The following is a 26,601-nucleotide window of genomic DNA, read 5'->3' as shown; positions in this document are numbered from 1 at the left end:
CTCTTCGACCGGTGACCGGCAAATATTTGCCGGTCGCTGCCATTTGTCCGTTTCGGTGTTTCTTCAATGCTGGCGAACCGGAAAACTCCGTACAGCGGCAAACTTCTGCCGCTTGACGGGCACTTGTGTCGATGGGCATCCTCCAGCCAACGACACCACCACATACAGGTCACACGAAGACCTGAGCAGTCACATGAAGGTTCAAAGCATGGCACTGCAATTCGCGAGAACGGCGAACCGGACCGTTCTCGCCCGCCGGCATCAAAATCACCTCGACCAGGCTTGTGTCGAAGCCGAATACCGCAGCCGATTCCGTACCTGGGAACGGGTCGCCACAGTCCGAAACAGCCCGATGCGAACGCTGGAAGGCGACGGCGAACTCTTCTTCAGCCCGGAGCTCGTCCCCGCCCTCTCGCACCCGATCCTCAAGCAGGCCGAGCCCCGTATCCGTGAGACCGTCCTGGTCCACCGCCTCTACGAATACCTCAAGTTCACGATCGACCTGGAGCAGAGCGCGGTCATCCCCGTCACCGGGCACATCAGCCGCGGTATGTCCGGACTGGACCTGCCCGAGCACATGCTGCTGGACGCTTTCAAGATCGTGACGGACGAGGCTTGGCACGCGCAGTTCACGTACGAGATCCTGCGCGAGGTCCGCACCCGTACACGGATCGCCCCAGCCCTCCCGGACACCCCGACCTTCACCGCCGAGCTCGCGCGGATCCACGAGGAGCTGCCGAGCCAGATCCGTGGCCTGGACGAGCTGCTGTTCGCCATCGTCAGCGAGACGCTGATCTCCTCGATTCTCGACGAACTGCCCCAGGACAAGCGGCTTCCCGAGGGTGTCCGCGAGATGGTGGCCGACCACGCGGTCGACGAGGCCAAGCACCACTCCTACTTCTCGACGCTGCTCCGGTTCCTGTGGCCGGCGATGACGCGGAAGGAGCGTGAGCTGGCGGGCCCGTACATCCCGCGGCTGATCTTCGCGTTCCTGGAGCCGGACTACGCGAGCGCGGCCCTGGGGCTGCGGGCGTCCGGCCTGGCCCGCCACGAGGTGGAACAGATCATGAGCGACTGTTACACGCGCGACAAGGTGGTGGACGACGTGCGCCGCGGCGCCGGGCCCACCCTCCAGTACTTCGTCGAGGCGGGGGCACTGGAGCACACCGCCACGCTTGAGGCGTTCCAGGAATCGGGGCTGATCGCATGAGGACCGAAACCGGCCGTCCCGCGACCGTCCAGGCTGCGCGCGCTCTGACGCCGACCGTCACGCAGTACTGGCTCACCGGTGCGCCCGGGGGCGAGCCGCTGCCGGCCGCTGTGCCCGGCCAGCACCTCACCCTGCGCGTGGGACCGCGCTACAAGACCTACACGATCCTGGCGTTCGGCGACGAGGGTTACGAGCTGGCCGTCCGCAACCGTGACCGGGGCGGCCGGCGCGACCACCTCTCGCCCCGCCTGCACGTCGGAGCACCCGTCAGGGTGTCCGCCCCGGGCGGGCACTTCACCGCCGAGGACGCCACCCCCTTCACCGACTTCGTGGCCGGCGGCGTGGGGATCAACCCGATCCTCGCCGTCCTGTCCGGCGGCCGGCTGCGCGACTGGCGGCTCGTCTACGTCGACCGGGGCGCGGAGGAGTTCCCCTTCCTTGAGCGCATCCAGGAGCTGGCGCGGGAGCAGAACGGCAGTGTCGTCACCATCGACACCAGTAGCCAGGGCCGCCCGGACTGGGACGGAGCCGTCGCCGGCATCCCCGTCGGCGGCACCGTCGGCGTGTGCGGACCGGCCGGGATGGTCGCGGCGGTGCGAGACGCCGTCGAGCGTGCCCCGGGCTCACGGCGGCTGATCACCGACGGCTCGTCGACCGGAGCCGCCGGTGACATGCCCTCCTCCGTCGAAGTGGAATGTGTCAAGACCGGCATCACCTTCGAAGCCGCCCAGCATCAGCCGCTGCTCGACGCGCTGAACCGGAACGGCGTGGGCGTCCCGTCCTCCTGTCGGCAGGGCATCTGCGGGACCTGCGAGGTCGAGGTCCACACCGGCCGGATCGACCACCGCGACGAGGTGCTCACCGACGAGGAGAAGGCCGCATCCAGCTACATGCTCCCGTGCGTGAGCAAGTCGATCGGTACGCGGCTCGTCCTCAACGTCTGACATCGGCAACCGTCCCCCCACGACCATGACCAGAAAGACCCCTGTGAACCAGCTCATCGCCGACTACGCCGAACGGATCGGACTCCGCACGCCGCTGGAGCCGACGTTCGACTGCCTTCGGCAACTCCACGAAGCGCACCTGTACAACGTCCCGTTCGAGAACTTCAGCATGCACGGCAACGCGGAGCGGGGCCTCAGCGAGGAGGCGCTCCACGAAACGATCGTGGACCGTCGCCGCGGCGGCATCTGCTTCGAAACGGGGCGGATGATGCAGTCGCTGTTCGACGCGTGCGGATTCGACTACGAGCTCCGGCTGGGCGGCAGCGTCAGCCCCAAGGGCCCGGCGACCCACCAGATTTTCATCGTGACGCTGGACGCCGAGCGCTGGCTCTTCGACATCGGATACGGGGCCCGCGGCCCGAGAGGGCCGGTCCGGCTGGCGGACGGGGCACAGCTGACCCACCCCGCCCTCTCCACCCGGGTCCGCCTCGACCACGGCTCCGGTGCTCCGGTCTGGACGGTGTCGATCCACGAACACGCCGTCAACGCGGCCGAGTGGCAGGACATCTACCGGTTCGTCGACGCCCCGGTCGAGCCGGCCGATCTGGACATGGCGCACTTCTACACGACGGCGTCGCCCAACAGCCTGCTCAACCAGCACAAGGTGGCGAGCATCCCCACCCCCACCGGCAGGGTGAGCGTCCGCGACGGCCACCTCACGATCGTGTCGGACGGCGGTAGCACCACCACCCCCGTCGACGACGGCGCACGGCTCCAAGAACTGCTCGGGCTCCATTTCGGCCTCAGCGTTCCCCTCCAGGACCTCGGGCTCGAAAGGTAATTGCGTGCACTACTTGACCGTACCGGGGTATACCGGTTCAGGCCCGGACCACTGGCAGACGCATCTGGAGAACACCTACGCGGGGTTCTCCCGCGTGGTCCAGGACGACTGGGCGACCGTCGACCGCGACCGCTGGGTCGCCAGGCTCGACGAGACGGTGCGCGGCATCGACGGGGAGGTCTTCCTCATCGGCCACAGCTGCGGATCGGTGACCGTCGCGCAGTGGGCGGCGACGTGCTGGGACAGCCGGGTCGTCGGGGCGCTCCTGGTCGCCCCGGCCGATGTCGAGGCGGCCGACACGCTGCCGGTCATCCGCCCGCAGGCACCGCTGCCCACCGGCAGGCTGCCGTTGAAGACCCACCTCGTGGTCTCCGACAACGACCCGTTCCTGCAGCTGGAGCGAGGTCTCGGTCTGGCCGAAACCTGGGGCAGCAGCGTCGAGATCATCCCCGGCGGCGGGCACCTGGCCACCCGGGACGGCTACGGCCCGTGGAGCCACGGGGCGGCACTGATCGAGCACCACTCCGGACATGTACTTGAATCGACCGACTCGGCCCAGGGACGTGCCCCCCTTGTTTAGCAAACTGGCCTCGGTCCCGCGGCCCATCTACTTCTACCTGGCCGCGTCCTTCTTCATGGGGCTCGCCAACACCATCTTCGACGTGGTGTTCAACTTCTACCTCGCCGAGCGTGGCATCAACGAGGGCGACGCGGGCGTGATCTACGCCATCGCCACCGGTGCCATGGCGGTCGCGGTCGTCCCGCTCCTCTTCCTCGGCCGGTTCATGTCGCAGCGGGCCCTGCTCATCGGGGCGTCGGTGCTCTACACCGTTCCGTTCGCCGGTCTGCCGTTCGTGGCCTCGGTCGCCTCGGCGTCCGTCGTCCTGAGTCTGATCCTCGCCGGCATGCTCGGCCTGCTCTCGGTGGGCAACGCGATCGCCGGCGCACAGGTCCCGCAAGCCGCCCGTACCCGCCTGTTCAGCGCGTTCTTCATCTCCTACCTGGGCGCCGGAGTCATCGGCTCCGCCCTGGTGTCGGTGGTCAGCGGCTGGCTGCACACCAGCGACCTGGAGAAGTACCGCTTCTTCCTGCTGCTGTCCTTCCTGGCTGCCGGCCTGATGCTCGTCCTGCGCCTCCCGTCGGCGCGGACGGTCGCGAAGACGGCCGCGGCGGCCTCGCAGGAGGAGAGCCGCGCACCCGTCGAGAAGCGCAACTTCGTGGCCCTCTTCCTGGCGGCCGGGTTCCTCGGCGCGTCGATCGCGCTGTTCTTCCGGTTCGCCAACGTCCTCTTCCAGCAGATCTACGACATCCCGGTGAGCGACATCTCGCTCATCCTGGGCACCGACAAGATCGTCAGCATCTTCGGCGCCATCTTCGCGCCGGTCCTGGTCAAGCGCTTCTCGCTGCGCCCGAGCGCCGCGTTCTTCGGGGTGCTGGCCGTCCTCGGCCTGCTGCTCCAGTCGCTGACCGTCCCGCTGGCTGTCTTCATCGTGCTCTACCTGCTGCGGCTGCTGTTCAACTACTGCCTGATGCCGCTCCTGGACACGGTCGCCATGTCTGGCTTCGCGCCGGCCCGCCAGATGGTGTCGATCGGCATGCGGCAGTCCTCGTTCTACCTGGGCGGAGCGGTCGCGGCCGCCGTCTACGGAGACCTGCTCGACGCCGGGCAGTGGCAGACGGCCCTGTGGGTCTCGGCCGCCTGCGCCCTCGTCGGGTCGCTCGCGATGACCATGGTCCGCAGCAACGAGCCCGTGCCCCGCGCCGAGAGCGAAGAGAAGGTGCTGGAGAATGCCTGATTCCGCGATCCGGAGCGCTGGTGGCACGGGGAAGCTCGTGATCGTCGACCCGTACTCCAGCGGTTCGGCCCTGGCCCGTCGTGCGAAGGAGCTGTACGGCCTGGACTCCGTCGCCGTGCTGACGTCGCAGACCCTGCCGGCGGCGCTCGTCGCGACCTACCCGGCCGAGGACTTCGTCGCGGAGCTGCGCTACGCGGACGTCCTCACGACGGCCCAAGCGGTCGAGGCCCTGTGCGGCGGTCGACCGGACCACCTCATCTGCGGGTCCGAGCCGGGCGTGGAGGCGTACGACCTGCTGGCCGCCCACTGGGGGATGCGCCCGAACACCGGGCCCTCCGAGGCCCGGCGTGACAAGTTCCTGATGCAGGGCCGGCTGCGCGATGCGGGCGCCCGGTACATCCCGCACCACCTCGCCGAGGACACCGAGTCCGCCGTGGCGTGGTGTGCCAGGAGCGGACTGGCCGAGTACGTCGTGAAGCCGGTGAAGTCCTTCGCCACAGACGGCGTCTTCTTCTGCTCGTCCCTGGACGAGGTGCGGGCCGCCTGCGAGAAGCTGTTCGGCCGGAACGACCTCGCCGGTGAGCTCATCACGGAGGTCCTGGTCCAGGAGCGGCTCGTGGGCCCGGAGTTCGTCGTCGACTCGGTGTCCCTCGACGGCTCGGCCTTCGTCGTCAACATGTTCCGCTACACGAAGGAGACGGTCGACGGGAACCCCGTCTACCGCGCGATGTCGTCGGTGGACGTCGGCGACCACCCCGACATCGTGGCCTACGTCGAGCATGTGCTCGCGGCGCTGGGCATCGAAAACGGTCCCGCCCACAGCGAGCTCATCCTCACCGAAGACGGCCCGGTCCTCATCGAGACGGGTGCCCGCATGCACGGCGGGCTGGGCCCAAGGCTGGTCGAGGAGTCATCCTCGCACTCCATGATCGACCTGACCCTCGCGTCGCGCGTGGCGCCGGTGGAATTCGAGCGCCGGACCCGGGTGCGGCCCTCCCTGCGGCGGGGCGTCGTCGAGTGCTTCCTCTCCGCCCCGGCGGGCGGCGTGGTCGCGGCGAACCGCGTCCGGGAGTCCTGCCGGGAGCTTGAGAGCTACCTCTTCGACACCTGCGAGCAGGCGCCGGGGGACCTTATCGAGAAGACAACCGACCTGATCACGTCGTACGGCCGCGTCGTCCTCGCCCACGCGGACCCCGTGGCGCTGGCGCGGGACATGGACTACGTCCTCGACCTGGACCGCAGGGGCGCCCTCATCGAGGTCCTGCCCGGCACATAGGCAGTGGCTGTCAGCCCGATGCGGGCGTGGTCCGTGCCACGCCCGCGTCGCACGGCAGCGTGCCGGTGGGTTGCCCCGCGCCTGCGGGGCAACCCGAAGGCGAAGGCCCTGATGGTGGCGGCCAGGGCCACGACCGTGAACCAGCAGACGAACGGAGCCGCCCGCGCTGCGGCCCGGGGCGTGGTCGGCCACGTCGTAGAGCAGGTCGAGCCGGTGGGCTCCGGCTGCGACAGCCTGGGCTCCTGGCCAGGACGCTCCTGGGAGTTGGGGCCGTTCACTACCTGCCGGGAAAGACATCCAAGAACCGCGACGCTTGTTGCCAGCCACCGGTGACGGTGATGCCCAGGGCTAAGCCAGCGGCCGTCACCACTGGTTGAAGATCGTCCGGTGCGCCGATCGCTCGACCACCCTCCCAAGCAGCCCACGCTCCCCGGCCGCTGACCCGGCGCCAGGTCGACGACCGGATGTGGGAGCTCGGTGAGTTGTACGCCCACACCTCGTCGAGCGAGCCGGGCGACCCGGGGATCTCGGACCCGTCGGACCAGGCCGGGGCCGGTGCCTTCCGGCAGCGGCTCGCGGGTCATATGCGGCGGCCGGGGTTCGAGCTGCTCGTCGCGGAGGCCGTACGCCCCTCGGGCGCCACCGACCTCACGGCATGTGCCTACGGCTTCCCCGTGCGCGGCGCCGGCCCCTGGTGGCAGGGCCTAGACGAGTATCTCCCGGAGAACCTGTTCCGCGTCGCCGCCTCGGGAAAGCTCTTCGCGGTCGCCGACGTCCTCGTGGCGAGCCGGGTGCGCACCCATGACCTGACCCGCGAGTGGAACCTCGCCCGGCGCCTGCAGAAGCGGCTGCTCGGCGACCACATCGGCGCGCTCGGCGTCACCCTGGTCGACCGCCGTGACCTGGACACCTACCGGGCACTGCTGGCCTGGGGCTGGCGCTGTCTCCCGGCCGAGGATCGCGGGGCGTCCCGGTTCGCTCCGCGCCGCCTGCTGGTGCTCCGCTGAAGGCGGCGGGCATTCTCCGGGGTGTGGCCGCGCTACCGTGACGTCGCGGGGGCACAACATCAAGCCCCGCGAGGTCGCTCTCCGGTCCCCAGGGGAACGTTGCTGAACCGGTCCTGTACACCAAGTCCCCTGCCTGGCCGAGCACACACGTCTGGGGCGCGGCTTTCTCAGGACTTTCTGCTGCTTGACTCACCGGTGATCCTGACCGATCGGCGTTTCGGTCACCGGCCTTCCCGTCGATGGTCGTCGACAATCCCCGGTTGGGTGGGGCGGGCCTGGCCCGTGCTGGTGTCGATCAGGATCTGCACGGCCTGCTTGGGGTTGTCGGCACGGACCGCTTCGGCCATCGCGGCCCGCGCCGCCTCGGGAGGCGTGTCCGGCGGAACCACGAGCAGGGAGAAGTAGTCCTGGTCTCCTCGGGTCACGAGCGCGGTGTCGTCGCCCGTGGAGAAGGCGTCGATGTGCACGACCCGGTCGTCGACGGTCATCCGTGTCGGCATCTCGTCCCAGGCCCCGGAGTCCAGGCCGATCCGGGTGACCGGCCCGAGGCGCTCGGTCAGTGCGCCGATCAGGCCGGGCAGTTCGGTGGCGAGGTGCCTCGAACGGGGCCACCAAGCACCGTCGAGTATGCCCTGGCGGTCGTGGGTGGTGGTGAGCCGCAGGAGAGCCGTTCCGGGGCGCACCGACTCGTGTACGCCGTCCGCCAGGAGCCCTTCCGGATGCGGGGTGGGGGAGTCCGGCATCGCGCTCATCTGCCTTTCCGGGTGGGGCGAGCCGTCGGCTGCCGGTGTCGGCGGTGGCCGAGCGGCTGCCCGGAGGAGGGCGTCCTGCGTCTTTGCCTTCCTGGTGTCCAAGCTACTCCTGCCGGTCTCGGGCGCGGTCGTCCACTGCCGCGGTCATGAGCGGCCCGGCCTCCTCCTCGATGGTGTCGGGCGGCACGACCAGCAGGTCCCAGCGGCCGTGGCCGGGGGCGAGCAGGACGACGGTGTTCGGCGCGTGCGGTGCGACGGCGCTGCGCAGCCGTACGACCTGGTTGCAGACGAACATCCGGCCCGGTGCTGCGGACCAGTCCGCTGAGTTCACCGTGACACTGGCGATGTGCCCCCAGGCGCGCGGCAGCGCGGCGAGCAAGAGGGGAAGCTCCGCCAGGAGATCGTAGGAGCGGGGCCACCACGCGCCGTCGAGGCGGCGGGGCAGGGTGCTGTCGGGCGCAAGGTGCAGCCGGAGGAGGGGATGGGAGGGCGGCGGTACGGGTGGGACCGTGGTGATCATGAAATTCCTTGGATGGGCTTGTTGCGCGGGCGGGCGCGGGCCGGTCACGACCGGCGGTGCGGCGGGCCGAGGCGGGCCGTGGTTCACGGCCTGCACCCGGCTGAGGTGTTCGAGGAGGTGGATCGCGGTGGCCGACGGGTCGGCCCGGCCGGGCACTCGGGTGCCGGGACGCGGGCGGCGGCAGACGCGATGGCTGACCTGCGGCAGGCGTCAGACGGGGCCGCGTCCGGATCGCGGGCGTCGAGGGCGGGCAGCGGGGCCTGTCATGATGCGGCACCTGTCCCGGGCGTCGAGCCGCCCGGTGTCGTCGTGCGCCGGGAGCGAAACCGGTTCGGTCACCGGTATGCGGCGGGCCCTCGGTCATTTCACCCTACCGGGCGCAGCGCAATAGAGGGGTCACGGACCGTAACAGTTGTGGAAGAAGGAAAGGCCGGCTGAGTGGTGCTGCGGTGCACCGCCCTCGCCTTCCCACTGCTCCATCTGCTCCCGCTCCCACCCGGCGCCGTCCTGGTCGTGCCGACGCTGTTCGGCCGCGACGAGCGCACTTGCGGTGAGGTGGAGCGCGGGGTCGGCCGCTGCCGTCATCAGCCGTGCGGCCGTGGCCGCCTCGGTCCCGGGCGGGACGACCAGCAGGTCCCAGTGGCCGATGCCGTAGGAGTAGAGCCGGATCGTGTAGGGGTCGAACCCGGACGCGAACCACGCGGCCTTCACTGTCTGACCGGCGGCAGACAGGTCGCACGGCGCCTCCGGCCAGGTGCCGCGGCGCACGGCGAAACCGGGCGCCCTCCCCCGCCTTGCGTCGAACGCGTCGGTGAGTATGGGCAGTTCGCTCATCAGGTCGCGGGAACGGGGCCACCAGGCACCGCACACGGGGCCGGGCGGAAAGGTCGGCGGGCGCAGGGCGAGCCGGGTGGGCAAGGGCGGATAGGAGTGTTTCTGCTCGGGGGCCGCATGTTCATCGGCGCGCGATGCCATGTCGCGGTCCTGTCCCCGGGCCGCCGTGCGACGGACCGGTGCCATGGTGCGCCAGGAACGACGCCGACGGGCCGCGGGCGTACGGGGAACTCCCGGTGTCCGCCACGCTACTCCGCCCCGGCGTGCCCGGAGCGGTCCACGGACGCGCGTCCGTGGGATGGCGGAAAGCCGGCTTCCCTCGGGGTTCCCACCCCACGGGAAGAGGGCCTAGGCTGACGCCGTCCGGCCGTGCGCAGGAGTTTGCCGGAACGTCCACCGTTTCGGCAGCCCATGGGCCGCCTGCTCCCCGGCATACCGGGCAAGGACCGATTCGCCGCCACCGCAAGACAGTTGGCCCTGGCTCTCCTCGCCCTCCGGCAGCCTGCTTCGGTCACCTTCACCTCCCCTCGTCGGGAGACCCGCGCGGTGACATCCCGCCTGCCGTCGTGGGTCCGATGTGGGGCACCCGGCTCCCGATCGCGCGCCCGAGAAGGGGGGAGCGGCCGCCAAGGGGGCATCGGGTGGCCGCCGTCGGGGCCGGACGACCGGCGGCGGTCGGTCGGAACACGCGGAGCGGGAGCGGGCTGGTAGCCGCAGGGAGACCCGTCGGCTCCGATGCCTCGGCCGAACGGCGATGGCAGTCGTACGACGTACCGCAGTGTCCGCCGGGTCAGCCCGGCTCGTCCGTGTGGGCTCGTTGCGCCTGGGAACGGCTGCTGGTCAGCCAGGACGGTGCCGATGCCGATGCCGGTGTGACGGAGGGGTGCGCGGTGTCGACCGTCAGGTGGAGCAGGGTGCCGCGTCCGTCCGCGCCCGCGGGGTAGCTGCGCGGTTCGTCGCAGCGGAAGCCTTGGCGCAGGAGTTGTGCCACCCGCTGGGCGATGTCGGGGTTCGCCGCGATGATGCGGACCTCGGCGAGCTCGCCCACGGGTGGGTCTTCGTCCGCGTAAGCGGAGGCCGGCGGTACTTCGGGTGTGTCCGGGGCGCTCTCGGCGTCGTGGATGCGGGGGTGCGTCGAGCGCATGGAGCCACCTCCGTGGTCTCGGCGAGGCCGCGCCGTAGCGGTGGTCGCGAGGGAAGGCGGCGGGAGTCGCCCACGGTTCTCCGTCCGACGGGCGGACCGACGGGAGGAAACCTGCGAGCCCGGCGTGACCTGCTCCGGGTAGGTCCACCGTACGCCTGTGCCCAGCGGAGCGGACGGTGCCCGTCATCCCCGGGCCGCGAGTGAATTCGCTCAGTCGCCGGGCCGGCAGACGCACGGCGAGCAGAGCCACGTCGTCGGTGCTGCCGGGCGGCATACGGGCGAGCCGTCGCCGGCACAGCGTGTCCAGCGGCGCGTGGGCGAGCGTGAGGGCGTGGCGGCGCAGCCGGTCCAGGCCGGTGTCGAGGTCGCTGCCGGGGATCTCGATCAGGCCGTCGGTGTAGAGCAGCAGGGTCGAACCCGGCGGCAGGGACTGCGTGGCGTTCGGCCGGCGTGCGTCGGTGCCCTGGGGGCGCCGAGGACCAGTCCCTGTCCGGCTTCGAGGTATTGCGCGGGTCCGCCGGGGGTCAGGAGGAGGGGCGGCGGATGTCCGGCGCTGGTCCACCGCCGGGTCCATGGTCCGGTGTGCGGGTGGCCTTCGACCCGGGCGAGGACGAGGGTGGCCATGGGGACGGTGGTGATGGCGGGCATGCCGTCGTCGAGGCGGTCGACGACGGCGCCGGGCGGTCCGGTGTGGTCCCAGGCCAGTGCGCGCAGGATGCCGTACAGCTGGGCCATGCCGGCCGCCGCGGTCAAGCGGTGCCGGCGCGGGACGGTATGCAACCGCTCCTAGCCGGCGTGTGCGGCGGTCCAGGTGATGTGCGGGGGCTCGACTCGTGCGCACAGGGGCCCGCCCTGTGCGTCGGTCAGACCGAGGCGTCCGACCAGCAGACCGTCGCGTGCGGCGGCAGAGAGCACGTCTGCGGGGATGACATCGAGCATGAGTCTGGCGCGGCGGAACATAGTGAAGGTGTCCGACTCGTCGACCGTGCCCCACGACAGATAGACGAACCGTCGGCCCAGACGGTTCTGCACGTAGGTGCCTTTGACCTCGGTCCCGGTCGGCGATGCGCTCGCGGTGCACTGAAGGGTCCAGGTCGCGGACGGTGCGTCGCCGGGCTGAGGCCGGGCAGGTCGAAGGCGTCGATGCGTATGCGTATAGCGGCATCATCCGCCATCGCGCCGCCATCGCGCCGCCGTTGTCCATGACGAGAATCGAACTCGCGCTCTCAGCTTGGGAAGCGACGGGGGAAACGGGTGTCGCACGCCTCCTGTGGCCGAGGCCCGCTCTCTGTCCCCAGCGGGGCCCGCCCCCCTAGTGGATCATCCATACGAAGGGAAGTTTCCTCATGAACTCCGCTCCCCAGGTTCAGACCGTCGAGATCTCCGACGCCGCGCTCGATGACATCGCCGGCGGCCTGAACCCGCACGCCGGCCTCGTCGTCGGCCCCACGGCCGTCAGCAGCGCGGATGTCCTGGCCCAGCTCGACGCCGTCAAGAACGAGGTTCTGGCCGGAGCCGGCCAGTACAACCACGTCGGCGTCAGCGCCTCCCTCTGACCTGAAGTCCGACCGCCTGTCGGCGACTCCCTGCCGACCTGACGGTGGTTGGGGCGTCGGGCGGACGCAGGCGGTACGGACGGTGAAGCTCCTGGCAGCAATGGCTGTTCACCAAGATCACGCCGCTGCCAGGAGTTTTGAGTCCAGGGCCGGGTGGAGGGGTGCTTCGACGGCTTGGCCCGGGCGCTCGGCCTGCCTTGGACCTTCTCGGTCCTTCCGGCCTTGTTCGTCTCCGTCGGCGTCGGGGTGCCCTCGACGGCCGCCCGTCCGTACCGCATGTGACGTTTGAGCGCGCATGTGCGCTGGGTACTGCGGGCGGCCCGTGTGACGGCTGTGCCCAAGTCACGGGAACGAACTGGGGGGACGAGGGTGGCCGCGCGTGCAACACGTCATCGGCGTTCGGTGAAGCGTCGTGTTCTGGCCGGGGGTGCCGTCGCCGTGCTGGCCGGCTTCGCCGCCCCAGGTGCCTACGGGGACGAGACTCAGACCGACGTCCAGATCAGCAACGTCTCTTTCGACGGTGGCAAGAACATCGTGGTCGATCTCTACGCCAAGACGATCACGGTTTCAGGAACCTTCACCCACCCGTCGGGCATCCAGGACGCGGACTTCGTCCTGTGGCGTGGACCGGATGGTGCGAACCCCTACGAGACCTACGACGACCGCATCGTGTCGAACCAGTACTACTCCCATGCGGACTGCGTCACGTCGAGTGCCACCACCTCCACCTGCTCGCAGACGATCTCCCTCGAACCGGACTGGAGATACGGCGGCACCGCCCTCACCAACGCCCACGCAGGCACCTGGAAGGTCAGCGTGCAGGGGGTGGCCAATGACGACAGCTGGACCCACTCGGCGAGCTACACCACGACCCGTCTGCAGCGGCACTCCAAACTCACCGTGGACGCAGGCCCGGAACCGATCGCCCAGGGCAAGACCCTCACCGTCACCGGCAAGCTCACCCGGGCCGACTGGGACAATCTCGATCACCGGGGCTACACCAACCAGCCGGTCAAGCTCCAGTTCCGCAAGGCCGGCACCACGACCTATGCGACCGTCAAGACCGTGTACACCTCCAGCACCGGCAACCTGACGACCACGGTCCCCGCGTCCGAAGACGGCTACTGGCGCTGGAACTTCGCAGGCACCTCCACCACCCCGGCCGTCAAGGCGACGGGCGACTTCGTGGACGTGCAATAACCCGAGCATGGATGACGGAGCAGTCCCGGCGCATCGTCGTGCTGGTCACACCGCTGCTCGCCTACACCGTGACCACGGCGATGGACGGCAACGGCTTCGTGGCCTCGTTCGTGTGCGGGATCGCCTTCCGCTACGTCAGGCAGGCGCGGGTCCGCCGACGGGGCGCCTCGGCTCCCCACGCCTCGGGCTTCCAGCTCATCGAGGACACCAACTCGATGATGACGATGTGCATGTGGTTCTTCTTCGGCAACGCCGTGGTACTCGCCCTGGGCGAGGGCGTCGACTGGCCCGCCATCGTGCTCTGCGTCGCCGCGCTCACCGTCGTGCGCATCCTTCCGATCATGCTCGCCTTCCTCGGCTCGAAGTTCACCTGGCGAGAACGGCTCATGGTCGGCGCGCTCGGACCACGCGGCACCACCTCCATCGTGTTCGGCCTGCTCGCGTTCAACGCTCTGCCGGACGGGCGGTACGCCGACACCGCCCTGTACGCCATGACCCTGACTGTGCTCGGCAGCGTTCTGCTCCACGGTGGCGGTTCGGTGGTCATCGCCCGGTCTTTGACCGGCCCGCCCTCGTCGGCTGTCGGCGGCCCTGGCACCCAGGGGACCGACGAGCCGGACTCACGGGTCGTCGCCAAGCAGGGTTGATGTGCCCCTCATACCCCAGGCCGGTCTTCTCCAGCCACTCGGCGGGGGCGGACCCGACAGTCGCCGGATGTGCGCGGAGCGGCCGGGCGTCCAGCCTGGAGGCATGACACAGCACGTTCGTGACAAGGAGCCCGAGACCGCCGTCGAGCCTGGCAGAGGCCGGTTGCTGGAACTTCTCTGCCTGACGCTGATGGCGGGCGCCGGTGTCCTGTTCGTCGTCCGTCCTGAGTTCTACGAAGCAGGGGTGCACCTCTTCGCCTCGCGGGCGGCCTCTCACTGGCCGTCGTACGCCTGATCTCCGCGCCCCAGGCCCCCGGCGGACCGATGCCCGCAACCGTTGACGCGGTGCGCGGCCGAACACATAGGAAAGGAATCCTGTGAACACCGCATCCGCCCCGGAGGCGACGGGTGCCGAGTCCTTGCGCGCCCGCGAGACGCTCAAGGCGCTGTACCGGTACGTCCGTCCGCACCGGTGGGCCGTCGCGCTCGGTCTGCTGTTGGCGCTGGCAGGGGCCGCCGGCGGGCTGCTGCAGCCGCTGGCCACGAAGACGCTGGTCGACCGGCTCTCGTCCGGTGGCACGATCGGCACCATTCTGCTGGCCATGACCGTTCTGGTCCTGCTGAGCATGGTGGCCGAGGCGTTCGGTGCCTATGCGCTGGAACGGACGGCGGAGTCGGTGGTGCTCGCCGCCCGCCGCAGCCTCATCGGACGGTTGCTGCGACTGCGCCTCACGGACCTGGACCGGATGCAGCCGGGCGATCTGATGTCCCGGGTGACCTCCGACACCACGCTGCTGCGGGCGGTCAGCACCCAAGCGGTGGTCTCCGCGGCGACGGGGGCGGTGACACTGGTCGCGGCGGTCGTGGTGATGGCGTTCCTCGATGCCGTCCTGCTGGGCGTCACGCTCGGAGTCGTCGCGGTCGTCGGTGTGGCTGCCGTGCTGGTGATGCCGAAGATCGGGCAGGCCGCCGAGCGTGCGCAGGCGGCTGTCGGGGAGATGTCCACGGGCCTGGAGCGGGTCTTCGGCGCGTTCCGCACGGTGAAGGCGTCCGGCGCCGAGGAGCGGGAGACCGCTCGCGTCGAGGCGGCGGCACGCAGGGCGTGGCGCCACGGCGTGCGCAGCGCGAAGTGGGAGGCCGTGCTGGGTTCGGCCGACAACCTTGCCGTCGAGCTGGCGTTCCTCGCGGTACTCGCCGTCGGCGGGGCTCGGGTGGCGTCCGGGGACATGCCCGTGTCCACGCTCATCGCGTTCCTGCTGTACCTCTTCTACCTGATGGAGCCGGTGTACAAGCTGGTCGAGGCAGCGTCCCACTACCAGGAGGGCGCGGCCGCGATCGCCCGGATCGCGCAGGTGGACCGCCTGGCGACGGAGCCGCAGGACCGGCACCGGTCAGTGCAGCTCGCGGCGACCAAGGCGGTGCGGCCACGTCCGGCGTCGGTTCGCTTCGAGGAGGTGTCCTTCCGCTACGGGACCGGGTCGCCGGACATCCACCAGCGGATGGACTTCGAGGTGCCGGGCGGCGGGATGACGGCGTTCGTCGGCCCCTCGGGCGCGGGCAAGTCGACGGTCTTCGCGCTCGTCGAGCGGTTCTACGAAGCGACCGGCGGCCGTGTCCTGGTCGACGGCAAGGACGTGACCAAGTGGCCGCTGTCCGGGCTGCGGTCCGTCATCGGATACGTCGAGCAGGACGCGCCGGTGCTGGCCGGCACGCTGCGGGAGAACCTGGTCTTCGCCGCGCCCGGCGCGACCGACGACGAGATACGCGAGGTCCTCACCCGGACCAGGCTCGACGCCCTCGTCGAGCGTCTCCCGCACGGCCTGGACACCCCGGTCGGGCACCGCGGCACGAAACTGTCCGGCGGCGAGCGCCAGCGCATCGCGATCGCCCGCGCGCTGGTGCGCAGGCCCCGGCTGCTGCTCCTGGACGAGGCGACCTCGCAGCTCGACGCCGTCAACGAGCTGGCACTGCGGGAGGTCATCGCCGAGACCGCACGCGAGACCACCGTGCTGGTGGTGGCCCATCGCCTGTCGACCGTCACGGACGCCGACCGCATCATCGTCATGGACGCGGGCAAGGTCCGCGCGGTCGGCACCCACGAGGAGCTGGTGGCCGAGGACGAGCTGTACGCGCAGCTCGCGGCGATGCAGCTCCTGACCTCGGCGGGACGCCCCGGCGGGTGAGACGGGCCTGCGACGCCGAGGACCTCTTGCAGGCCGCCCCCCGGCCCCCCCCCGCGGGGGGCCCGCCGTCCGGTGCCGGGGCGGGGGCGGGCGGGCCGGCGCCCCGGGCATATCAAACCCACCCCCCCCGGGTGGGGGGGGCGGGGGGGGGGGGGGGGCGGGGCGGCCGCGCCCGGGCCCGGGGGGCCGCCCCCCGGCCCCCCCCCCCCCGGCGCCCGGCCTGCATTCGTGACGAGGCGCGGGCCGGCGCGTACGTGCGCCGAGTCATGATCAACCCGAGCACCGAGTGGTGGCGTGCGCGCAAAGCGGAGGAGGTGCCGCTGGAGCACCTCCCGGACGCCGGACACGACGAAGTCCGCGTGCAGCGATTGCTGGACCAAGAGCAGCTGCGGGAGGTTCTTCCCCTGCTCGGGGAGCGGCAGCTCGGCCACCACATCGCGCCCGATGGCGGGCGCCTTTTGAACTTGGAGCTCTCGGACGAGTTGGACCACATCGATGTCGCGGCTGTCCGCGACATCGTCGTGGACGTGGTCGAGGAGGGGGTGTCCACGACCGGATGGGTTTCCCCGGCGTTGCCCGGTGCGACGCCGCGAGTCTCCACACCTGCCTGGGTGGCCGTCGTGGTCTCAGCCGCACCGGCGGCCACCGTCTCCTGACCCGCACCAGCCGTTGCCCCGGGCCGCGCCGGGCATCATGCCCACGCATGTCCCGCAGTCGCCCGGACCTTGCCCATGGACGGCCGGTCGGCGACAGGCGGAGCTGCCAGCGGTCGGCCGGGACCACGGCCGAAGCCCGCAAGGGCGATCCCCTTGCGGGCCGGGCAGGCCGTCCAGGCCGGGGTGGGCCGTGCAGGCGTCCCACCCCGGCTGGACCTCAACGGATGTACTTGGCGGGCTTGGTTGCGGTGTTGAGGAGGTACTCCAGGGGGCCGCGGCGGAAGAAGCGGGACCAGAGGGTGGCGAACACGATCGCCCCGAGGACGAACATGATCAGGGGCACCCATGACTGCTGGGTGCTGGTCCCGGCGCCCACGGACAGCATGGACTGTGCGACGAAGTGGCCGACGTAGGCGGTCAGGGACATGGTGCCCACGGCGATGACCGGTTTCGCCAGGCGGCGCAGTCGGGGCAGGCGGTCCATCAGCACGGTCGCGCCCACGATCACGAGGATCGCGACTCCCAGGCTGCCGATGATGTCGAACGTGGTGCCGCTGTGCGGCCCGGCCGCCAGGAGCGACGACGCCGGCATATCGGGGAACGACCCGCCGTCGAGCGGCATCGACCCGGAGCCGCCGGACGACGGCATGCTGCCGAAGGACGCCGACCCGGAGCCGCCGGACGACGACCCGCCTTCCGCGAGGCTCCGCAACGCGCCGGGGCCGGCCAGCAGCAAGGACATGCCGTACGCGGTCGCGGTGAGGGCGGCACCGAACGCGGCCAGGCGCCGCTGGACAGTGCCGGAGGACAGGTCGAGGCGGCCCAGCGCCATGCCCGCGATCACGAACGACATCCAGGTGAGCGCCGGGTAGAAGCCGGTGAGCAGCAGATCGAGCACGCCTACCTCGCTGAGGTGGCGGAGCGGGTCGTAGGTGTTGATGCTCTGCTGGACCGACGGGGTCAGCAGCGAGGTCAGGGCGAACGCCAGCTGCGGTGTGACGATGGCGAACGCGGCCGCGATGATCGCGAGGGTCTTGGCGCGCAGGCGGACCAGGGGCAGGGCGAGCAGGAAGTAGACCCCGTAGAAGCCGAGGATGATCGGCCAACTGCCCTACTTGATGAGGGCGTTGGCCACCACGACCGCGAGCCCGAGCAACGCGTCCACCGTGCCGATCTTCAAGGCGGAGCCCCACGTGCGACCGGCAGCGCGGGCCGCGAGCAGGCCCCAGGCGAACAGCAGCACCACGTTCACGGCGAAGGCCACGTACTCGATGCCCGCCGAGGGCCACCACCCCCAGCCCGCGCCGAGCAGCAGGACCACCGTCGGCACCGTCGCCACCACCAACGGCCACTCGGACAGCAACAGCCGCACCGCGGCGCGCACACCGTGATGGGTCCGGTCGCCGCGCAGGGCGATCAGATGTGCGTAACCGTGCGCCAAGGCCGATGCGGCGGCCGTGATCAGGAGCCACTGGGCGCTGCTGAACCGGTCGGCGGGCGTCGTCTCACCCTGTTCCGTCAGGGCGGCCACCAAGGAGCTGGCCAGTACCGCCCCGTACACGCCCCCGAACAGCACATGGGGCTGCGCCGCACAGCGGCGCAGAGCACGGACAGGCTGACGCAGGTACAGGCGGGGCATGGCTGGGTGATCCTCTGACGGTACGGAGATCGACTGCGGCCCGCAGACCCGGTCGGGCCCACGGACCGATCCCACCGGACGAGAACCGCCGACACCATCCGCCGGACCTCGCCCACCCGCCCGCCGACGGGCCGGAGCGCTCCCCCCGACCGGCTGGAACCGGCCTGCCGGGTGGCGGGAGTCTCCAGCGGCCGCACCGCCGCGCACCTGGCCGGACGTACTGTCGGCAGCAGGCGATCACCGTACGAGAACGTGGACGCCCCGATGCGGGGTGCAGGGGCCTACGGGTCGCCGAGAAGCCGGGCAGAGCAGACAGTGTGACGAGTGTGAGGCGGAACGCCGGTGATCCGGGTAGTGGTGGTGGACGACGAGGCCCTGGTGCGGTCCGGGTTCGAGCTGATCCTGAACGCCTCCGACGGCATCCAGGTCGTGGCGACCGCGCAAGGAGCGCAGGCCGCCGACGTGATCCGGCGCGAGCACCCGGACGTCGTGCTCCTCGACATCCGTATGCCGGACGTGGACGGCCTGACCGTCCTGAGGGAGATCCAGACGCTGCCCGAGCCGCCGACGGTGGCCATGCTGACCACCTTCGACACCGACGAGTACATCCTGACCGCGCTGCGCTCGGGAGCCGCGGGCTTCTTGCTCAAGGACACCGAGCCCGAGCAACTCGCCCAGCTCGTACGCACTCTGGCCGCGGGCGGGGTGGTGATGTCCCCGAAAGCCTCGCGGGTTCTGCTGCGCAGCCATTCGGGGGCGGACTCGCCCCAGGACGCGGACGTGGCGCGCGTGAACCTGCTCACCGACCGCGAACGTGACGTCCTCGTCCTGATCGCGGAAGGACTGTCCAACGCCGACATCGGCACCCGCATCCACCTGAGCGCGGGCACCGTCAAGGACCACGTCAGCTCGATCCTGACCAAGCTGAGGGTCTCCAGCCGCGTCCAGGCGGCGCTCCTCGCGGAGCGGGCCGGACTGCTCAGCGACGACGGCGCCAACACGGCACGGAGCAACGGATGATGGGCACGGGTCAGGCGCTGCGGCGGCGGGTGTCGCCCTGGGCGGTCGACGCGGGCCTCGTCGTGCTCGCCGCGCTCGACGCCTGGATCAACCTTTACGGCGAGGCGACGACGTACATGTGGGCCTTCGCCGCCCTCGGCTGCGCCGGACTGCTCCTGCGCAGGCGCTTTCCACTGGCCGTCTTCCTGCTGACACTGCCCATGACCCTGTTCATGGACGTGGCAGTCGCGCCGATCACCGCCCTGTACACACTGGCCGCGCGCACCCGCAACCGCCCCCAGCTGGCCGTCTGCGCCCTGCTGAACGCCGCGGCGACCACCCTCGCCTGGCCCCTGTCCGACACGTTTTCCGGCGACACGTTTTCCGGCGACCGGACCTGGACGCTCATCGAGTTCGTCTACACGCTGGCCATGGCCTTCGCCCCGATCCTGTGCGGCCAGCTCGTGCAGGCCAGACGCGACGTGGCCCGCCAACTCGTCGAGGTCAAAGTGGTCCGCGAACACGAACGCGCCCTGTACGCCCAGACCGTCCTCGCCCGCGAACGCGCCCAACTGGCCCGCGAGATGCACGACGTCGTCTCCCACCAGGTCAGCCTCATCGCCGTACAGGCCGGAGCCCTGCAGGTCGCCGCCAAGGAGCCCGACACCCGCGACGCCGCCCGCACCATCCGCACCCTGAGCGTGAACACCCTCGACGAACTCCGCCACATGGTCACCCTGCTGCGCGCCTCCGGCGGCAAGGAAACCGAACTCACCCCCCAGCCCACCCTCGCCGACCTCCAGCAACTGATCGCCAACAGCGGCATTGAGACCACCCTGACCGGCGAGCTCCCGCCCGGCATCAGCACAACCGCCCAACGCACCGTCTACCGCACGGTCCAAGAAGCCCTCACGAACGTCCGCAAGCACGCCCCCGGCGCCCGCGCTGAGGTACGCCTGTGGCACGACGCGCAGCACTTCGGCGTCACTGTCACCAACACAGCCCCCACCCGCCCGTCCGTCGCCCTGCCCAGCGCCCGGCATGGCCTGATCGGCCTGAGAGAACGCGCCGAACTGCTCGACGGCACCCTCACCACCGAACCGACCCCACAGGGCGGATACGAGATCGAACTACGGGCCTCCACCCGGCCCGCCTGAGCACAACCCGCCCGACGCGGATCGGCGTGAATGCCCCTGAGGTGGCCATTTCACCTCGACTTAGGGCACTCAGCGGGCATGGAGCCCTCAAAATGGCCCAGACACGACAAACCCCAGGCCGCTGACCTGGGGTTTCACATGGAGCGGGTGACGAGAATCGAACTCGCGCTCTCAGCTTGGGAAGCTGATGTTCTACCATTAAACTACACCCGCGTAAGACGCCCGCTCCGTGATGATCCGGAGGCGGTGTCCGATCGCTTCGTCACTGTACCTCATGTCCGGCCCCGGGCGCTGATGCCGAGGGGCCTGAGGGCGTTTCAGGAGTGGGATCCTGGTGCGGGGGGCCGGAGTTGGGGCGTACGGTGGAGGGGTGGGAGAGGGTCCGCGCGGGGTCGGAGTGCCGCCTGGAGGGCCGTCCCTTTGATCCCGTAATGTGGCCTCTCGTCGTCAGGCAGGCAGCAGCCAGACGCGGCTCTTGGGGAAGGGACTCTTGGACTTGATGGAGCGCACCGTCGTCCGTTGTGCCGATGGGCACGTGTTCAGCACCGCTTCGTTCCCGATGCAGCAGGCCGAGCGACTCGGCCCCGGCCGGCTCGTCCGGTGTCCCCGTTGTGCCCGGCTCCGCAGTGTGGTGCCGGTGCAGCTGGAGAAGCGGTAGCGGAGCGGAAGCACACGCGGTACCAGCAGTGACAGCCTGGCGCGCGGGCGGCGCGATTGTCGTCGTTCCGCGCGCCTTGCGTATCCTCGGGACGTGCTTCTCTCAGACAAGGACATCCGGGCCGAGATCGACGCCGGGCGGGTACGGATCGATCCCTACGACCAGACCATGGTGCAGCCGTCCAGCATCGACGTACGGCTGGACCGGTACTTCCGGGTGTTCGAGAACCACCGGTACCCGCACATCGACCCCTCGATCGAGCAGGCGGATCTGACGCGGCTCGTCGAGCCGGAGGGCGACGAGCCGTTCATCCTGCATCCCGGGGAGTTCGTGCTCGCGTCGACGTACGAGGTCATCTCCCTGCCCGACGATCTTGCCTCCCGGCTTGAGGGGAAGTCCTCGCTCGGGCGGCTCGGGCTCGTCACCCACTCCACCGCCGGGTTCATCGACCCGGGGTTCAGCGGGCACGTCACCCTTGAGCTGTCCAACCTCGCCACGCTCCCCATCAAGCTCTGGCCCGGCATGAAGATCGGCCAGCTCTGCATGTTCCGCCTCACCTCGCCGGCCGAGTTCCCGTACGGCAGCGAGCGGTACGGATCCCGGTACCAGGGGCAGCGCGGGCCCACCGCCTCCCGGTCCTTCCAGAACTTCCATCGGACCCAGGTATGAGCGAGAGCCAAGCACGCGAGAATCTGACCTACGAGCTGTTCGGTACCGCCATCCGTGAGCTCGCGCAGACCATCGCCGACGACGGGTTCGAGCCGGACATCGTGCTCAGCATCGCCCGGGGTGGGGTCTTCGTCGCCGGTGGGCTCGCCTACGCGCTCGACTGCAAGAACCTGCACCTGGTCAATGTGGAGTTCTATACGGGGGTGGGGACGACCCTTGCGATGCCCGTCATGCTCGCTCCCGTCCCCAACGCGATCGACTTCACCGACAAGAAGGTGCTGATCGCCGACGACGTCGCCGACACCGGCAAGACGCTCAAGCTGGTCCATGACTTCTGCCTCGACCATGTCGCCGAGGTGCGGTCCGCCGTGATCTATGAGAAGTCCCACTCCCTCGTGAAGTGCGAGTACGTGTGGAAGCGCACCGATGAGTGGATCAATTTCCCGTGGAGTGTGGAGCCGCCCGTCGTTCGGCGGGCCGGGCAGGTTCTCGACGCCTGACGGACAGGCGACAGGCGACAGGCGACAGGCGACAGGCGAGAATAAACGCTCACAAGCATGAGGAAAGGCCCCCGGCCGACTGCGCCGGGGGCCTTTCCGTGGTCCCGTGTGCCTAGAAGGTGCCCAGCTTCACGATCGACAGCAGTGCGACCAGCTGGATCGCGCTCGCGCCCAGGGCCTTCGGCCAGGGGAGGTCGTGGGACTTGGAGACCATCAGGGTGAGGAGGGCGCCCGCTGCCACCCACGTGGCCCAGCCGAGGGCCTGGACGAAGGTCGCGTCGCCGCCGGCGAACATGGCGAAGACCAGGCGGGGGGCGTCGGTGAGGGACATGATCAGCATGGAGAGGCCGACCGTGGGCTGCCAGGCGCCGTCGCCGCCCAGCTGGCGGGCCAGGGTGTGGGTGACCACGCCCAGGACGAAGGCGGAGATCACCATCGCCACCGCCGTCGTCAGGACGATCGGGACCGCGTTGGACAGGGTCGCGTTGATCGCGTCCTCGCGGGCGGTGTCGAAGCCGAAGACGGCCAGCAGGCCGTAGAGGAACGACACGATCAGGGCCGGGCCCCACATCGTGTAGTCCCGCATCTGGAGGAAGGTCTGGGTGGGGGAGAAGACGATCCCCCGCAGCAGGGCCTTCCAGTGCAGGCGGGGGCCGATCGGGCCGGCCGGGGCCGTGCCCGCGCGGTAGGTGTCGCCCTGGTTGTAGGGGTCATCGCCGACCGAGAACGCCTGGGTGTGGCCCGGGTTGTTCGCCGCGTACGGGTCGTGCGGCGCGTGCGGGTCCTGCGGATAGCCGCCGTCGCCGAAGTACTCCGGCTCCCCATGACCGCCATGACCGCCATGACCGCCGTGGCCGCCATGACCGCCGGAGCCGTAACCGCCTTGGCCGCCACCGCCGTTCGCCTGCGGCCAGCCGCCTCTGCCGCCGCCCTGGCCGCCGTGCTGTTGCTGCGGCGGCGGGGGATAGCCGTACGACGGTCCCTGGGGTGCCTGCTGCCCGTACGGAGGTTGTTGGGGGCGCGTTTGCGGGGTGCCGTTGTTCCGGCCGCCCCGTCCGATCCTGAATCCAGCCACGTCTTCGAACGTACCTGGTCCCGGAGAATCGCGTGTCCGGCCCTGCGGTCAGGGCCCGGCTTTGCGGCCGAGCTGTGACATCCCCTAAGGGAAGCCAGGGGGCGGCTCAGGGAGCCGGTCAGGGAAATGCCGTACGGCGGGAACCTTGACGTCCTCGCCGGCCTGGTCAGCCCGTCAGTACGTCGCCGAAGTACGCCAGGCCCGCGGGGCCGCCCAGCGTCGGGCCGGCGAAGGTTCTGGCGCCGGTGGCCGTGGTGCCCGCGAACGTGCCGCGCAGGGTCCAGGCCGAGCCGGCGCCGTCGTTCTCGCCGCGGGCGGACGTGATCAGCTCCGCGCGGCCGTCCTTGTTCACGTCGGTGAGGAAGACCGCGTGGCCGAAGTAGTCGTACGACTCGGCGGCGCCCGGCACACCGGCGGTGTCCTGCGAGAAGGACCTGGCGTCCCGGCCGGTCAGGCCGGAGGCCGAGCCGCGCAGGACGACGACCGAGCCGGCGTCCCGCTTCCCGCTCAGGTCCTCGTTCGCCACGCCGACCGCGATGTCGGCGTAGCCGTCGCCGTCGGTGTCACCTGCGGCGAGGCTCCAGCCGAACGCGTCGTTCTTCTCCGCGGCGCCCGGCACGCCCGTGGTGTCCTGGGTGATCCGGACCGGGGTACGGGTGCTCAGGCCGTCCGCGGCGCCGTAGGTCACGGTGATCGCGCCGCCGGGGCCGCCGTTCGGCTCGTCGGCCGACTTCTCCATGAAGTTGCCGGTGACGATGTCGCCGTAGCCGTCCTTGTCGACGTCGGCGATGACCGCGTCGTAGCCGCCCGCGAGCTTGCTGTCCCTCCAGGGGCCGGACGGGTAGCCCTTGTACAGCACGCCGCGGGTGCGGTGGCCGCCGCCGCTGATCTCCTCCTGGCCCAGGACCAGCAGCTCCGCGATGCCGTCGCCGGTGACGTCGCCCGCGACGAGCTTGTCGGTGCTGACGCCGGTCTCGTCCTGGGTGTCGATGGACTTGACCTCCAGGACCTCGCCGGCCCGGGAGAAGGGGCCGTTCCAGATGTTCAGCGCGGGAGAGGAGACGCTCGCGGCGGCCAGGTCGGTGGCGCCGTCGCCGTTGAAGTCGGCGGCGGCGACGGACCAGCCGAGCTCGGACAGGCCCTGCGGGAGCGGCGACTTGACGTCGGTCCCGCTCGCGATGCCGCTCGCCCCGCCCCACAGGATCGTCAGCACGCCGAAGTCGTCGGTCGAGCCGATCCGCTCGCCGTGCACACCGACGACGATGTCCGTGTAGCCGTCGCCGTCCAGGTCCCCGGTGGTGAGACGGTCGCCGAAGTGGTCGCCGGACTCCGGGACGCCGGGGATCCCGGCCGTGTCCTGGCCGATGATCTGCCGCTTGCCGGTGTCCAGGCCGCTCGCGGTGCCGTAGACGACCGCGACATAACCGGCGCCGCTCCTGCCCGCGACCTTGGCGAGGGGCGCGCCGAGGACGACGTCGCGGTAGCCGTCGCCGTTGAAGTCACCGGACAGCCCGGAGGGGGCGGCGGGAGCGGCGGAGGCGGTGGTCGCCGGGAGGGCGGTGAGGAGGCCGGTGGTGAGGGTGGCGGCGAGGAGGAGGGTGCGCTTGCGCAAGGTCGGGTGCTCCTGGGAGGGCGGAGAGAGGGGGGGCCGGGCCCGTGGGGACGGGGGGAACGGGCCCGGCCGGGGAGTCGTACGACGGGGGTGAGGTCGTACGACAGGTAGTGGTGTGAGTCTTGCGGCGGCTCAGTCGGCGAAGTTGGAGCCGAAGTACGGGGCGCCTGTCGTCGAGACGCCGGAGGTGCTCGGCGAGACGGTGCGGGAGCCGGTCGTGGTGATCTTCGTGCCGTCGGACGGCAGGTAGAGGACCGCGCCGTTGCCGTCGTTCTCGCCCGAGCCCGCGACGAGGTCGGCCCGGCCGTCGCCGGTGACGTCGTCGAGCTTGACGTCCATGCCGAGCTGGTCGTCGTTCTCGTCGTCGCCCGGGACACCCGGGGTGCTCTGGGCGAAGGACTGGGCGCCCGAGGCGGTGTTCAGGCCGGTCGCGCTGCCGTAGAGGATCGTGACCGCGCCGGTGTCCACGGCGCTGCCGATGTTCTCGCCGGCGACGCCGATGGCGAGGTCGAGGTAGCCGTCGCCGTTGATGTCGCCGAGGTCGAGCTCGTAGCCGAAGAAGTCGTTGCCCTCGGCGGTGCCGGGGACGTTGCCGGTGTCCTGGGTGATGCCGGTGGCGTACGAGGTGAGGGGGCCGTCGTCCGAGCCGTGGGTGACCCAGATCTTGCCGCCCTTGCCGGAGTCCGGGATCGCGGTGCCGTTGCTGGTGGTGGGGTTCCAGTAGGCGCCGCTGACGACGTCGCCCCAGCCGTCGTTGTCGATGTCGCCGATCGCGGTGATCATTCCGGGCTTGAGGGTCTTGGCGCCCGCGGTGCTCAGGCCGCCCGGGCCGCCGGGGATGAAGTAGTTGCGGTTCCAGCCGTTGCCGGTCTGGGTCTCGAAGCCGTCGACCACCAGGTCGGTCTCGCCGCCGTTGATGTCGCCCGCGGTCAGGTTCAGCGGGCCCCTGGCGTCGCTGCCCATGATCGGCGGCTTGATGGTGTAGCGGCCGCCCGCGACGCCGGAGGCGTTGAAGCCGCCCTTGAAGACGTGGATGGTGGCGGTGCTGTTGCCGACGGCCAGGTCGGCCTTGCCGTCACCGTCGAAGTCGCCGGCGGCGAGGTTCTTGCCCCAGAAGTCGTGCGCGGAGGGGGTCGGGTCGGCGATGGTCACGCCGTTGCCGGTGATGCCGGCGGCCGAGCCCCACAGGATGGCCAGTCCGCCGCCGTCGACGTCGCTGCCGACGTCCTCGCCCGGGGCGCTGACGGCGATGTCGTCGAAGCCGTCGCCGTTGAAGTCGGCGTACGCGGTCTCCGCGCCGAACCAGTCGCCGGCCTCGGCGGTACCCGGGCTGCCGGTGGTGTTCTGGCTGACGGTGCTGCGCTTGGCGGAGGACACGCCGCTGCCGGTGCCGTAGAGCGCGACGATCTGGCCGGCTCCCTTCTTGCCGCCGACGTAGGCGTCCTGGGCCGAGAAGGCCACGTCGCCGATGCCGTCGCCGTTGAAGTCGGCGTGCGGGACGTCGGTGGAGTCGGCGGCGGTCGCCGTCGACGCGGTGAAGGTGAGCAGACCGCCCGTCAGCGCGGCCGCGGTGGCCGTCGCGAGGGCGAGTCGCAGGTGGTGCCTCTGCATGCGGGTTCTCCTGCTGCATGCGGGGATGCCTGGCGGGCATCCGCAGTCATTGGGGGTGCGGACCGCCTCGTGTTCGCCGGGAGTTGTCCTCGGGTTCACTCGGCGGTCCGCGATC

Annotated in this window: 26 protein-coding genes, 1 tRNA gene and 3 pseudogenes; 17 read left to right on the top strand and 13 right to left on the bottom strand. The window is 70.5% G+C overall.

Features of this window, described 5'->3' with window-relative positions:
• Nucleotides 1-352: 352 nt before the first annotated feature.
• From ACFWYS_RS25505 to ACFWYS_RS25475, 7 genes are all read left to right on the top strand, one after another.
• A complete protein-coding gene (locus ACFWYS_RS25505) occupies nt 353-1,210 on the top strand; it encodes a diiron oxygenase (RefSeq protein WP_384773246.1) in 858 nt (285 codons plus the stop codon).
• Nucleotides 1,207-2,154, top strand: coding sequence for a 2Fe-2S iron-sulfur cluster-binding protein (locus ACFWYS_RS25500; protein ID WP_384773243.1), 948 nt, complete (start codon nt 1,207-1,209; stop codon nt 2,152-2,154). The genes ACFWYS_RS25505 and ACFWYS_RS25500 overlap by 4 nt, the downstream gene beginning before the upstream one ends.
• Before the next feature lie 25 nt (nt 2,155-2,179).
• Complete coding sequence (locus tag ACFWYS_RS25495) at nt 2,180-2,995, top strand: arylamine N-acetyltransferase (RefSeq protein WP_384773240.1); 816 nt, start codon at nt 2,180-2,182, stop codon at nt 2,993-2,995.
• Nucleotides 2,996-2,999: 4 nt separating this feature from the next.
• Nucleotides 3,000-3,575: an RBBP9/YdeN family alpha/beta hydrolase gene (locus tag ACFWYS_RS25490; RefSeq protein ID WP_384773238.1), complete on the top strand. Its 576-nt coding sequence runs from the start codon at nt 3,000-3,002 to the stop codon at nt 3,573-3,575.
• Nucleotides 3,568-4,791 carry an MFS transporter gene (locus ACFWYS_RS25485; protein WP_384773235.1) on the top strand — a complete coding sequence of 408 codons (1,224 nt, stop codon included), beginning with the start codon at nt 3,568-3,570 and terminating at the stop codon, nt 4,789-4,791. Before ACFWYS_RS25490 ends, ACFWYS_RS25485 begins: the two co-directional genes overlap by 8 nt.
• A complete protein-coding gene (locus ACFWYS_RS25480) occupies nt 4,784-6,067 on the top strand; it encodes an ATP-grasp domain-containing protein (RefSeq protein ID WP_384773232.1) in 1,284 nt (427 codons plus the stop codon). Before ACFWYS_RS25485 ends, ACFWYS_RS25480 begins: the two co-directional genes overlap by 8 nt.
• Nucleotides 6,068-6,531: 464 nt before the next feature.
• Nucleotides 6,532-7,074, top strand: a complete 543-nt coding sequence (locus ACFWYS_RS25475; protein WP_384773230.1) for a hypothetical protein — start codon at nt 6,532-6,534, stop codon at nt 7,072-7,074.
• 221 nt (nt 7,075-7,295) lie between these two features.
• Here the strand turns inward: ACFWYS_RS25475 and ACFWYS_RS25470 are convergent, their stop codons facing one another.
• The 7 genes and pseudogenes from ACFWYS_RS25470 to ACFWYS_RS25440 form a co-directional block, all read right to left on the bottom strand.
• Nucleotides 7,296-7,817, bottom strand: coding sequence for a DUF5994 family protein (locus tag ACFWYS_RS25470; protein WP_384773504.1), 522 nt, complete (start codon nt 7,815-7,817; stop codon nt 7,296-7,298).
• Between the two features lie 112 nt (nt 7,818-7,929).
• Nucleotides 7,930-8,346, bottom strand: a complete 417-nt coding sequence (locus ACFWYS_RS25465; RefSeq protein ID WP_384773227.1) for a DUF5994 family protein — start codon at nt 8,344-8,346, stop codon at nt 7,930-7,932.
• 396 nt (nt 8,347-8,742) lie between these two features.
• Nucleotides 8,743-9,321, bottom strand: coding sequence for a DUF5994 family protein (locus tag ACFWYS_RS25460; protein ID WP_384773226.1), 579 nt, complete (start codon nt 9,319-9,321; stop codon nt 8,743-8,745).
• Between the two features lie 649 nt (nt 9,322-9,970).
• Nucleotides 9,971-10,324: a hypothetical protein gene (locus tag ACFWYS_RS25455; protein WP_384773223.1), complete on the bottom strand. Its 354-nt coding sequence runs from the start codon at nt 10,322-10,324 to the stop codon at nt 9,971-9,973.
• 286 nt (nt 10,325-10,610) lie between these two features.
• Nucleotides 10,611-10,730, bottom strand: a pseudogene (locus tag ACFWYS_RS25450) (hypothetical protein); the annotation flags it as partial.
• The gene (locus tag ACFWYS_RS25445) at nt 10,709-11,059 is read right to left on the bottom strand and encodes a SpoIIE family protein phosphatase (RefSeq protein ID WP_384773220.1); all 351 of its coding nucleotides are present in this window, start codon (nt 11,057-11,059) and stop codon (nt 10,709-10,711) included. The pseudogene ACFWYS_RS25450 and the gene ACFWYS_RS25445, both read right to left, overlap by 22 nt.
• 51 nt (nt 11,060-11,110) lie before the next feature.
• Nucleotides 11,111-11,467 (bottom strand): annotated as a pseudogene (locus ACFWYS_RS25440) (DUF5990 family protein); the annotation flags it as partial.
• Nucleotides 11,468-11,670: 203 nt separating this feature from the next.
• Between ACFWYS_RS25440 and ACFWYS_RS25435 the strand changes: the two are divergent.
• The 6 genes from ACFWYS_RS25435 (at nt 11,671) to ACFWYS_RS25410 (ending at nt 16,566) form a co-directional block, all read left to right on the top strand.
• Nucleotides 11,671-11,880, top strand: coding sequence for a hypothetical protein (locus ACFWYS_RS25435; RefSeq protein WP_384773217.1), 210 nt, complete (start codon nt 11,671-11,673; stop codon nt 11,878-11,880).
• 402 nt (nt 11,881-12,282) lie between these two features.
• Nucleotides 12,283-13,080 (top strand): calcium-binding protein, encoded by a 798-nt coding sequence (locus tag ACFWYS_RS25430; protein WP_384773214.1) that lies wholly within the window; start codon nt 12,283-12,285, stop codon nt 13,078-13,080.
• An 11-nt stretch (nt 13,081-13,091) separates the two neighbouring features.
• The gene (locus ACFWYS_RS25425) at nt 13,092-13,727 is read left to right on the top strand and encodes a cation:proton antiporter (protein WP_384773212.1); all 636 of its coding nucleotides are present in this window, start codon (nt 13,092-13,094) and stop codon (nt 13,725-13,727) included.
• 103 nt (nt 13,728-13,830) lie between these two features.
• Nucleotides 13,831-14,022: a hypothetical protein gene (locus ACFWYS_RS25420; RefSeq protein WP_384773209.1), complete on the top strand. Its 192-nt coding sequence runs from the start codon at nt 13,831-13,833 to the stop codon at nt 14,020-14,022.
• An 82-nt stretch (nt 14,023-14,104) separates the two neighbouring features.
• Nucleotides 14,105-15,910, top strand: a complete 1,806-nt coding sequence (locus ACFWYS_RS25415; RefSeq protein WP_384773206.1) for an ABC transporter ATP-binding protein — start codon at nt 14,105-14,107, stop codon at nt 15,908-15,910.
• 266 nt (nt 15,911-16,176) lie between these two features.
• Entirely contained in the window at nt 16,177-16,566 is a 390-nt protein-coding gene (locus ACFWYS_RS25410; RefSeq protein ID WP_384773204.1) for a hypothetical protein, read from the top strand.
• Between the two features lie 217 nt (nt 16,567-16,783).
• Here the strand turns inward: ACFWYS_RS25410 and ACFWYS_RS25405 are convergent.
• Both ACFWYS_RS25405 and ACFWYS_RS25400 read right to left on the bottom strand, forming a co-directional pair.
• Nucleotides 16,784-17,665, bottom strand: a pseudogene (locus ACFWYS_RS25405) (DUF418 domain-containing protein); the annotation flags it as partial.
• A 12-nt stretch (nt 17,666-17,677) separates the two neighbouring features.
• Nucleotides 17,678-18,205: a hypothetical protein gene (locus tag ACFWYS_RS25400; RefSeq protein WP_384773201.1), complete on the bottom strand. Its 528-nt coding sequence runs from the start codon at nt 18,203-18,205 to the stop codon at nt 17,678-17,680.
• Nucleotides 18,206-18,559: 354 nt separating this feature from the next.
• On the opposite strand from ACFWYS_RS25400, the gene ACFWYS_RS25395 reads away from it, so the two are divergent.
• Nucleotides 18,560-19,225 (top strand): response regulator, encoded by a 666-nt coding sequence (locus ACFWYS_RS25395; protein WP_384773501.1) that lies wholly within the window; start codon nt 18,560-18,562, stop codon nt 19,223-19,225.
• A complete protein-coding gene (locus ACFWYS_RS25390) occupies nt 19,225-20,361 on the top strand; it encodes a sensor histidine kinase (protein WP_384773498.1) in 1,137 nt (378 codons plus the stop codon). Before ACFWYS_RS25395 ends, ACFWYS_RS25390 begins: the two co-directional genes overlap by 1 nt.
• A gap of 139 nt (nt 20,362-20,500) precedes the next feature.
• Here the strand turns inward: ACFWYS_RS25390 and ACFWYS_RS25385 are convergent.
• A tRNA-Gly gene (locus tag ACFWYS_RS25385) sits at nt 20,501-20,574 on the bottom strand.
• Between the two features lie 538 nt (nt 20,575-21,112).
• Between ACFWYS_RS25385 and dcd the strand changes: the two genes are divergently transcribed.
• Both dcd and ACFWYS_RS25375 read left to right on the top strand, forming a co-directional pair.
• A complete protein-coding gene (gene dcd, locus ACFWYS_RS25380) occupies nt 21,113-21,688 on the top strand; it encodes a dCTP deaminase (RefSeq protein ID WP_030951181.1) in 576 nt (191 codons plus the stop codon).
• Nucleotides 21,685-22,188 carry a phosphoribosyltransferase gene (locus tag ACFWYS_RS25375; protein ID WP_384773198.1) on the top strand — a complete coding sequence of 168 codons (504 nt, stop codon included), beginning with the start codon at nt 21,685-21,687 and terminating at the stop codon, nt 22,186-22,188. The genes dcd and ACFWYS_RS25375 overlap by 4 nt, the downstream gene beginning before the upstream one ends.
• 112 nt (nt 22,189-22,300) lie before the next feature.
• Here the strand turns inward: ACFWYS_RS25375 and ACFWYS_RS25370 are convergent, their stop codons facing one another.
• The 3 genes from ACFWYS_RS25370 to ACFWYS_RS25360 form a co-directional block, all read right to left on the bottom strand.
• Entirely contained in the window at nt 22,301-23,263 is a 963-nt protein-coding gene (locus tag ACFWYS_RS25370) for a Yip1 family protein (protein WP_384773195.1), read from the bottom strand.
• A gap of 166 nt (nt 23,264-23,429) precedes the next feature.
• Nucleotides 23,430-24,875, bottom strand: coding sequence for an FG-GAP-like repeat-containing protein (locus ACFWYS_RS25365; RefSeq protein WP_384773193.1), 1,446 nt, complete (start codon nt 24,873-24,875; stop codon nt 23,430-23,432).
• A gap of 132 nt (nt 24,876-25,007) precedes the next feature.
• On the bottom strand, nt 25,008-26,486 hold the full coding sequence (locus tag ACFWYS_RS25360) for a VCBS repeat-containing protein (RefSeq protein ID WP_384773190.1): 1,479 nt from the start codon (nt 26,484-26,486) through the stop codon (nt 25,008-25,010).
• Between the last annotated feature and the right edge of the window lie 115 nt (nt 26,487-26,601).

Origin of the sequence: Streptomyces sp. NPDC059010 (genome assembly GCF_042740355.1) — a bacterium.
GTDB lineage: Bacteria > Actinomycetota > Actinomycetes > Streptomycetales > Streptomycetaceae > Streptomyces.
Note: the sequence above shows the minus strand (reverse complement) of the source record. Positions and strands in the feature narration are given on the sequence as shown.

Excerpts from the sequence above, each read along its gene's own strand:
- ACFWYS_RS25505 (WP_384773246.1), top strand. The coding sequence starts at position 353 with ATGCGAACGCTGGAAGGCGACGGCGAACTCTTCTTCAGCCCGGAGCTC.
- ACFWYS_RS25425 (WP_384773212.1), top strand. The coding sequence starts at position 13,092 with ATGACGGAGCAGTCCCGGCGCATCGTCGTGCTGGTCACACCGCTGCTC.
- ACFWYS_RS25460 (WP_384773226.1), bottom strand. The coding sequence starts at position 9,321 with ATGGCATCGCGCGCCGATGAACATGCGGCCCCCGAGCAGAAACACTCC.
- ACFWYS_RS25390 (WP_384773498.1), top strand. The coding sequence starts at position 19,225 with ATGGGCACGGGTCAGGCGCTGCGGCGGCGGGTGTCGCCCTGGGCGGTC.
- ACFWYS_RS25470 (WP_384773504.1), bottom strand. The coding sequence starts at position 7,817 with ATGCCGGACTCCCCCACCCCGCATCCGGAAGGGCTCCTGGCGGACGGC.
- ACFWYS_RS25435 (WP_384773217.1), top strand. The coding sequence starts at position 11,671 with ATGAACTCCGCTCCCCAGGTTCAGACCGTCGAGATCTCCGACGCCGCG.
- ACFWYS_RS25455 (WP_384773223.1), bottom strand. The coding sequence starts at position 10,324 with ATGCGCTCGACGCACCCCCGCATCCACGACGCCGAGAGCGCCCCGGAC.
- ACFWYS_RS25480 (WP_384773232.1), top strand. The coding sequence starts at position 4,784 with ATGCCTGATTCCGCGATCCGGAGCGCTGGTGGCACGGGGAAGCTCGTG.
- ACFWYS_RS25410 (WP_384773204.1), top strand. The coding sequence starts at position 16,177 with ATGATCAACCCGAGCACCGAGTGGTGGCGTGCGCGCAAAGCGGAGGAG.
- ACFWYS_RS25400 (WP_384773201.1), bottom strand. The coding sequence starts at position 18,205 with ATGCCCCGCCTGTACCTGCGTCAGCCTGTCCGTGCTCTGCGCCGCTGT.
- ACFWYS_RS25500 (WP_384773243.1), top strand. The coding sequence starts at position 1,207 with ATGAGGACCGAAACCGGCCGTCCCGCGACCGTCCAGGCTGCGCGCGCT.
- ACFWYS_RS25495 (WP_384773240.1), top strand. The coding sequence starts at position 2,180 with ATGACCAGAAAGACCCCTGTGAACCAGCTCATCGCCGACTACGCCGAA.
- ACFWYS_RS25445 (WP_384773220.1), bottom strand. The coding sequence starts at position 11,059 with ATGGCCCAGCTGTACGGCATCCTGCGCGCACTGGCCTGGGACCACACC.
- ACFWYS_RS25475 (WP_384773230.1), top strand. The coding sequence starts at position 6,532 with ATGTGGGAGCTCGGTGAGTTGTACGCCCACACCTCGTCGAGCGAGCCG.
- ACFWYS_RS25360 (WP_384773190.1), bottom strand. The coding sequence starts at position 26,486 with ATGCAGAGGCACCACCTGCGACTCGCCCTCGCGACGGCCACCGCGGCC.
- ACFWYS_RS25420 (WP_384773209.1), top strand. The coding sequence starts at position 13,831 with ATGACACAGCACGTTCGTGACAAGGAGCCCGAGACCGCCGTCGAGCCT.
- ACFWYS_RS25375 (WP_384773198.1), top strand. The coding sequence starts at position 21,685 with ATGAGCGAGAGCCAAGCACGCGAGAATCTGACCTACGAGCTGTTCGGT.
- ACFWYS_RS25465 (WP_384773227.1), bottom strand. The coding sequence starts at position 8,346 with ATGATCACCACGGTCCCACCCGTACCGCCGCCCTCCCATCCCCTCCTC.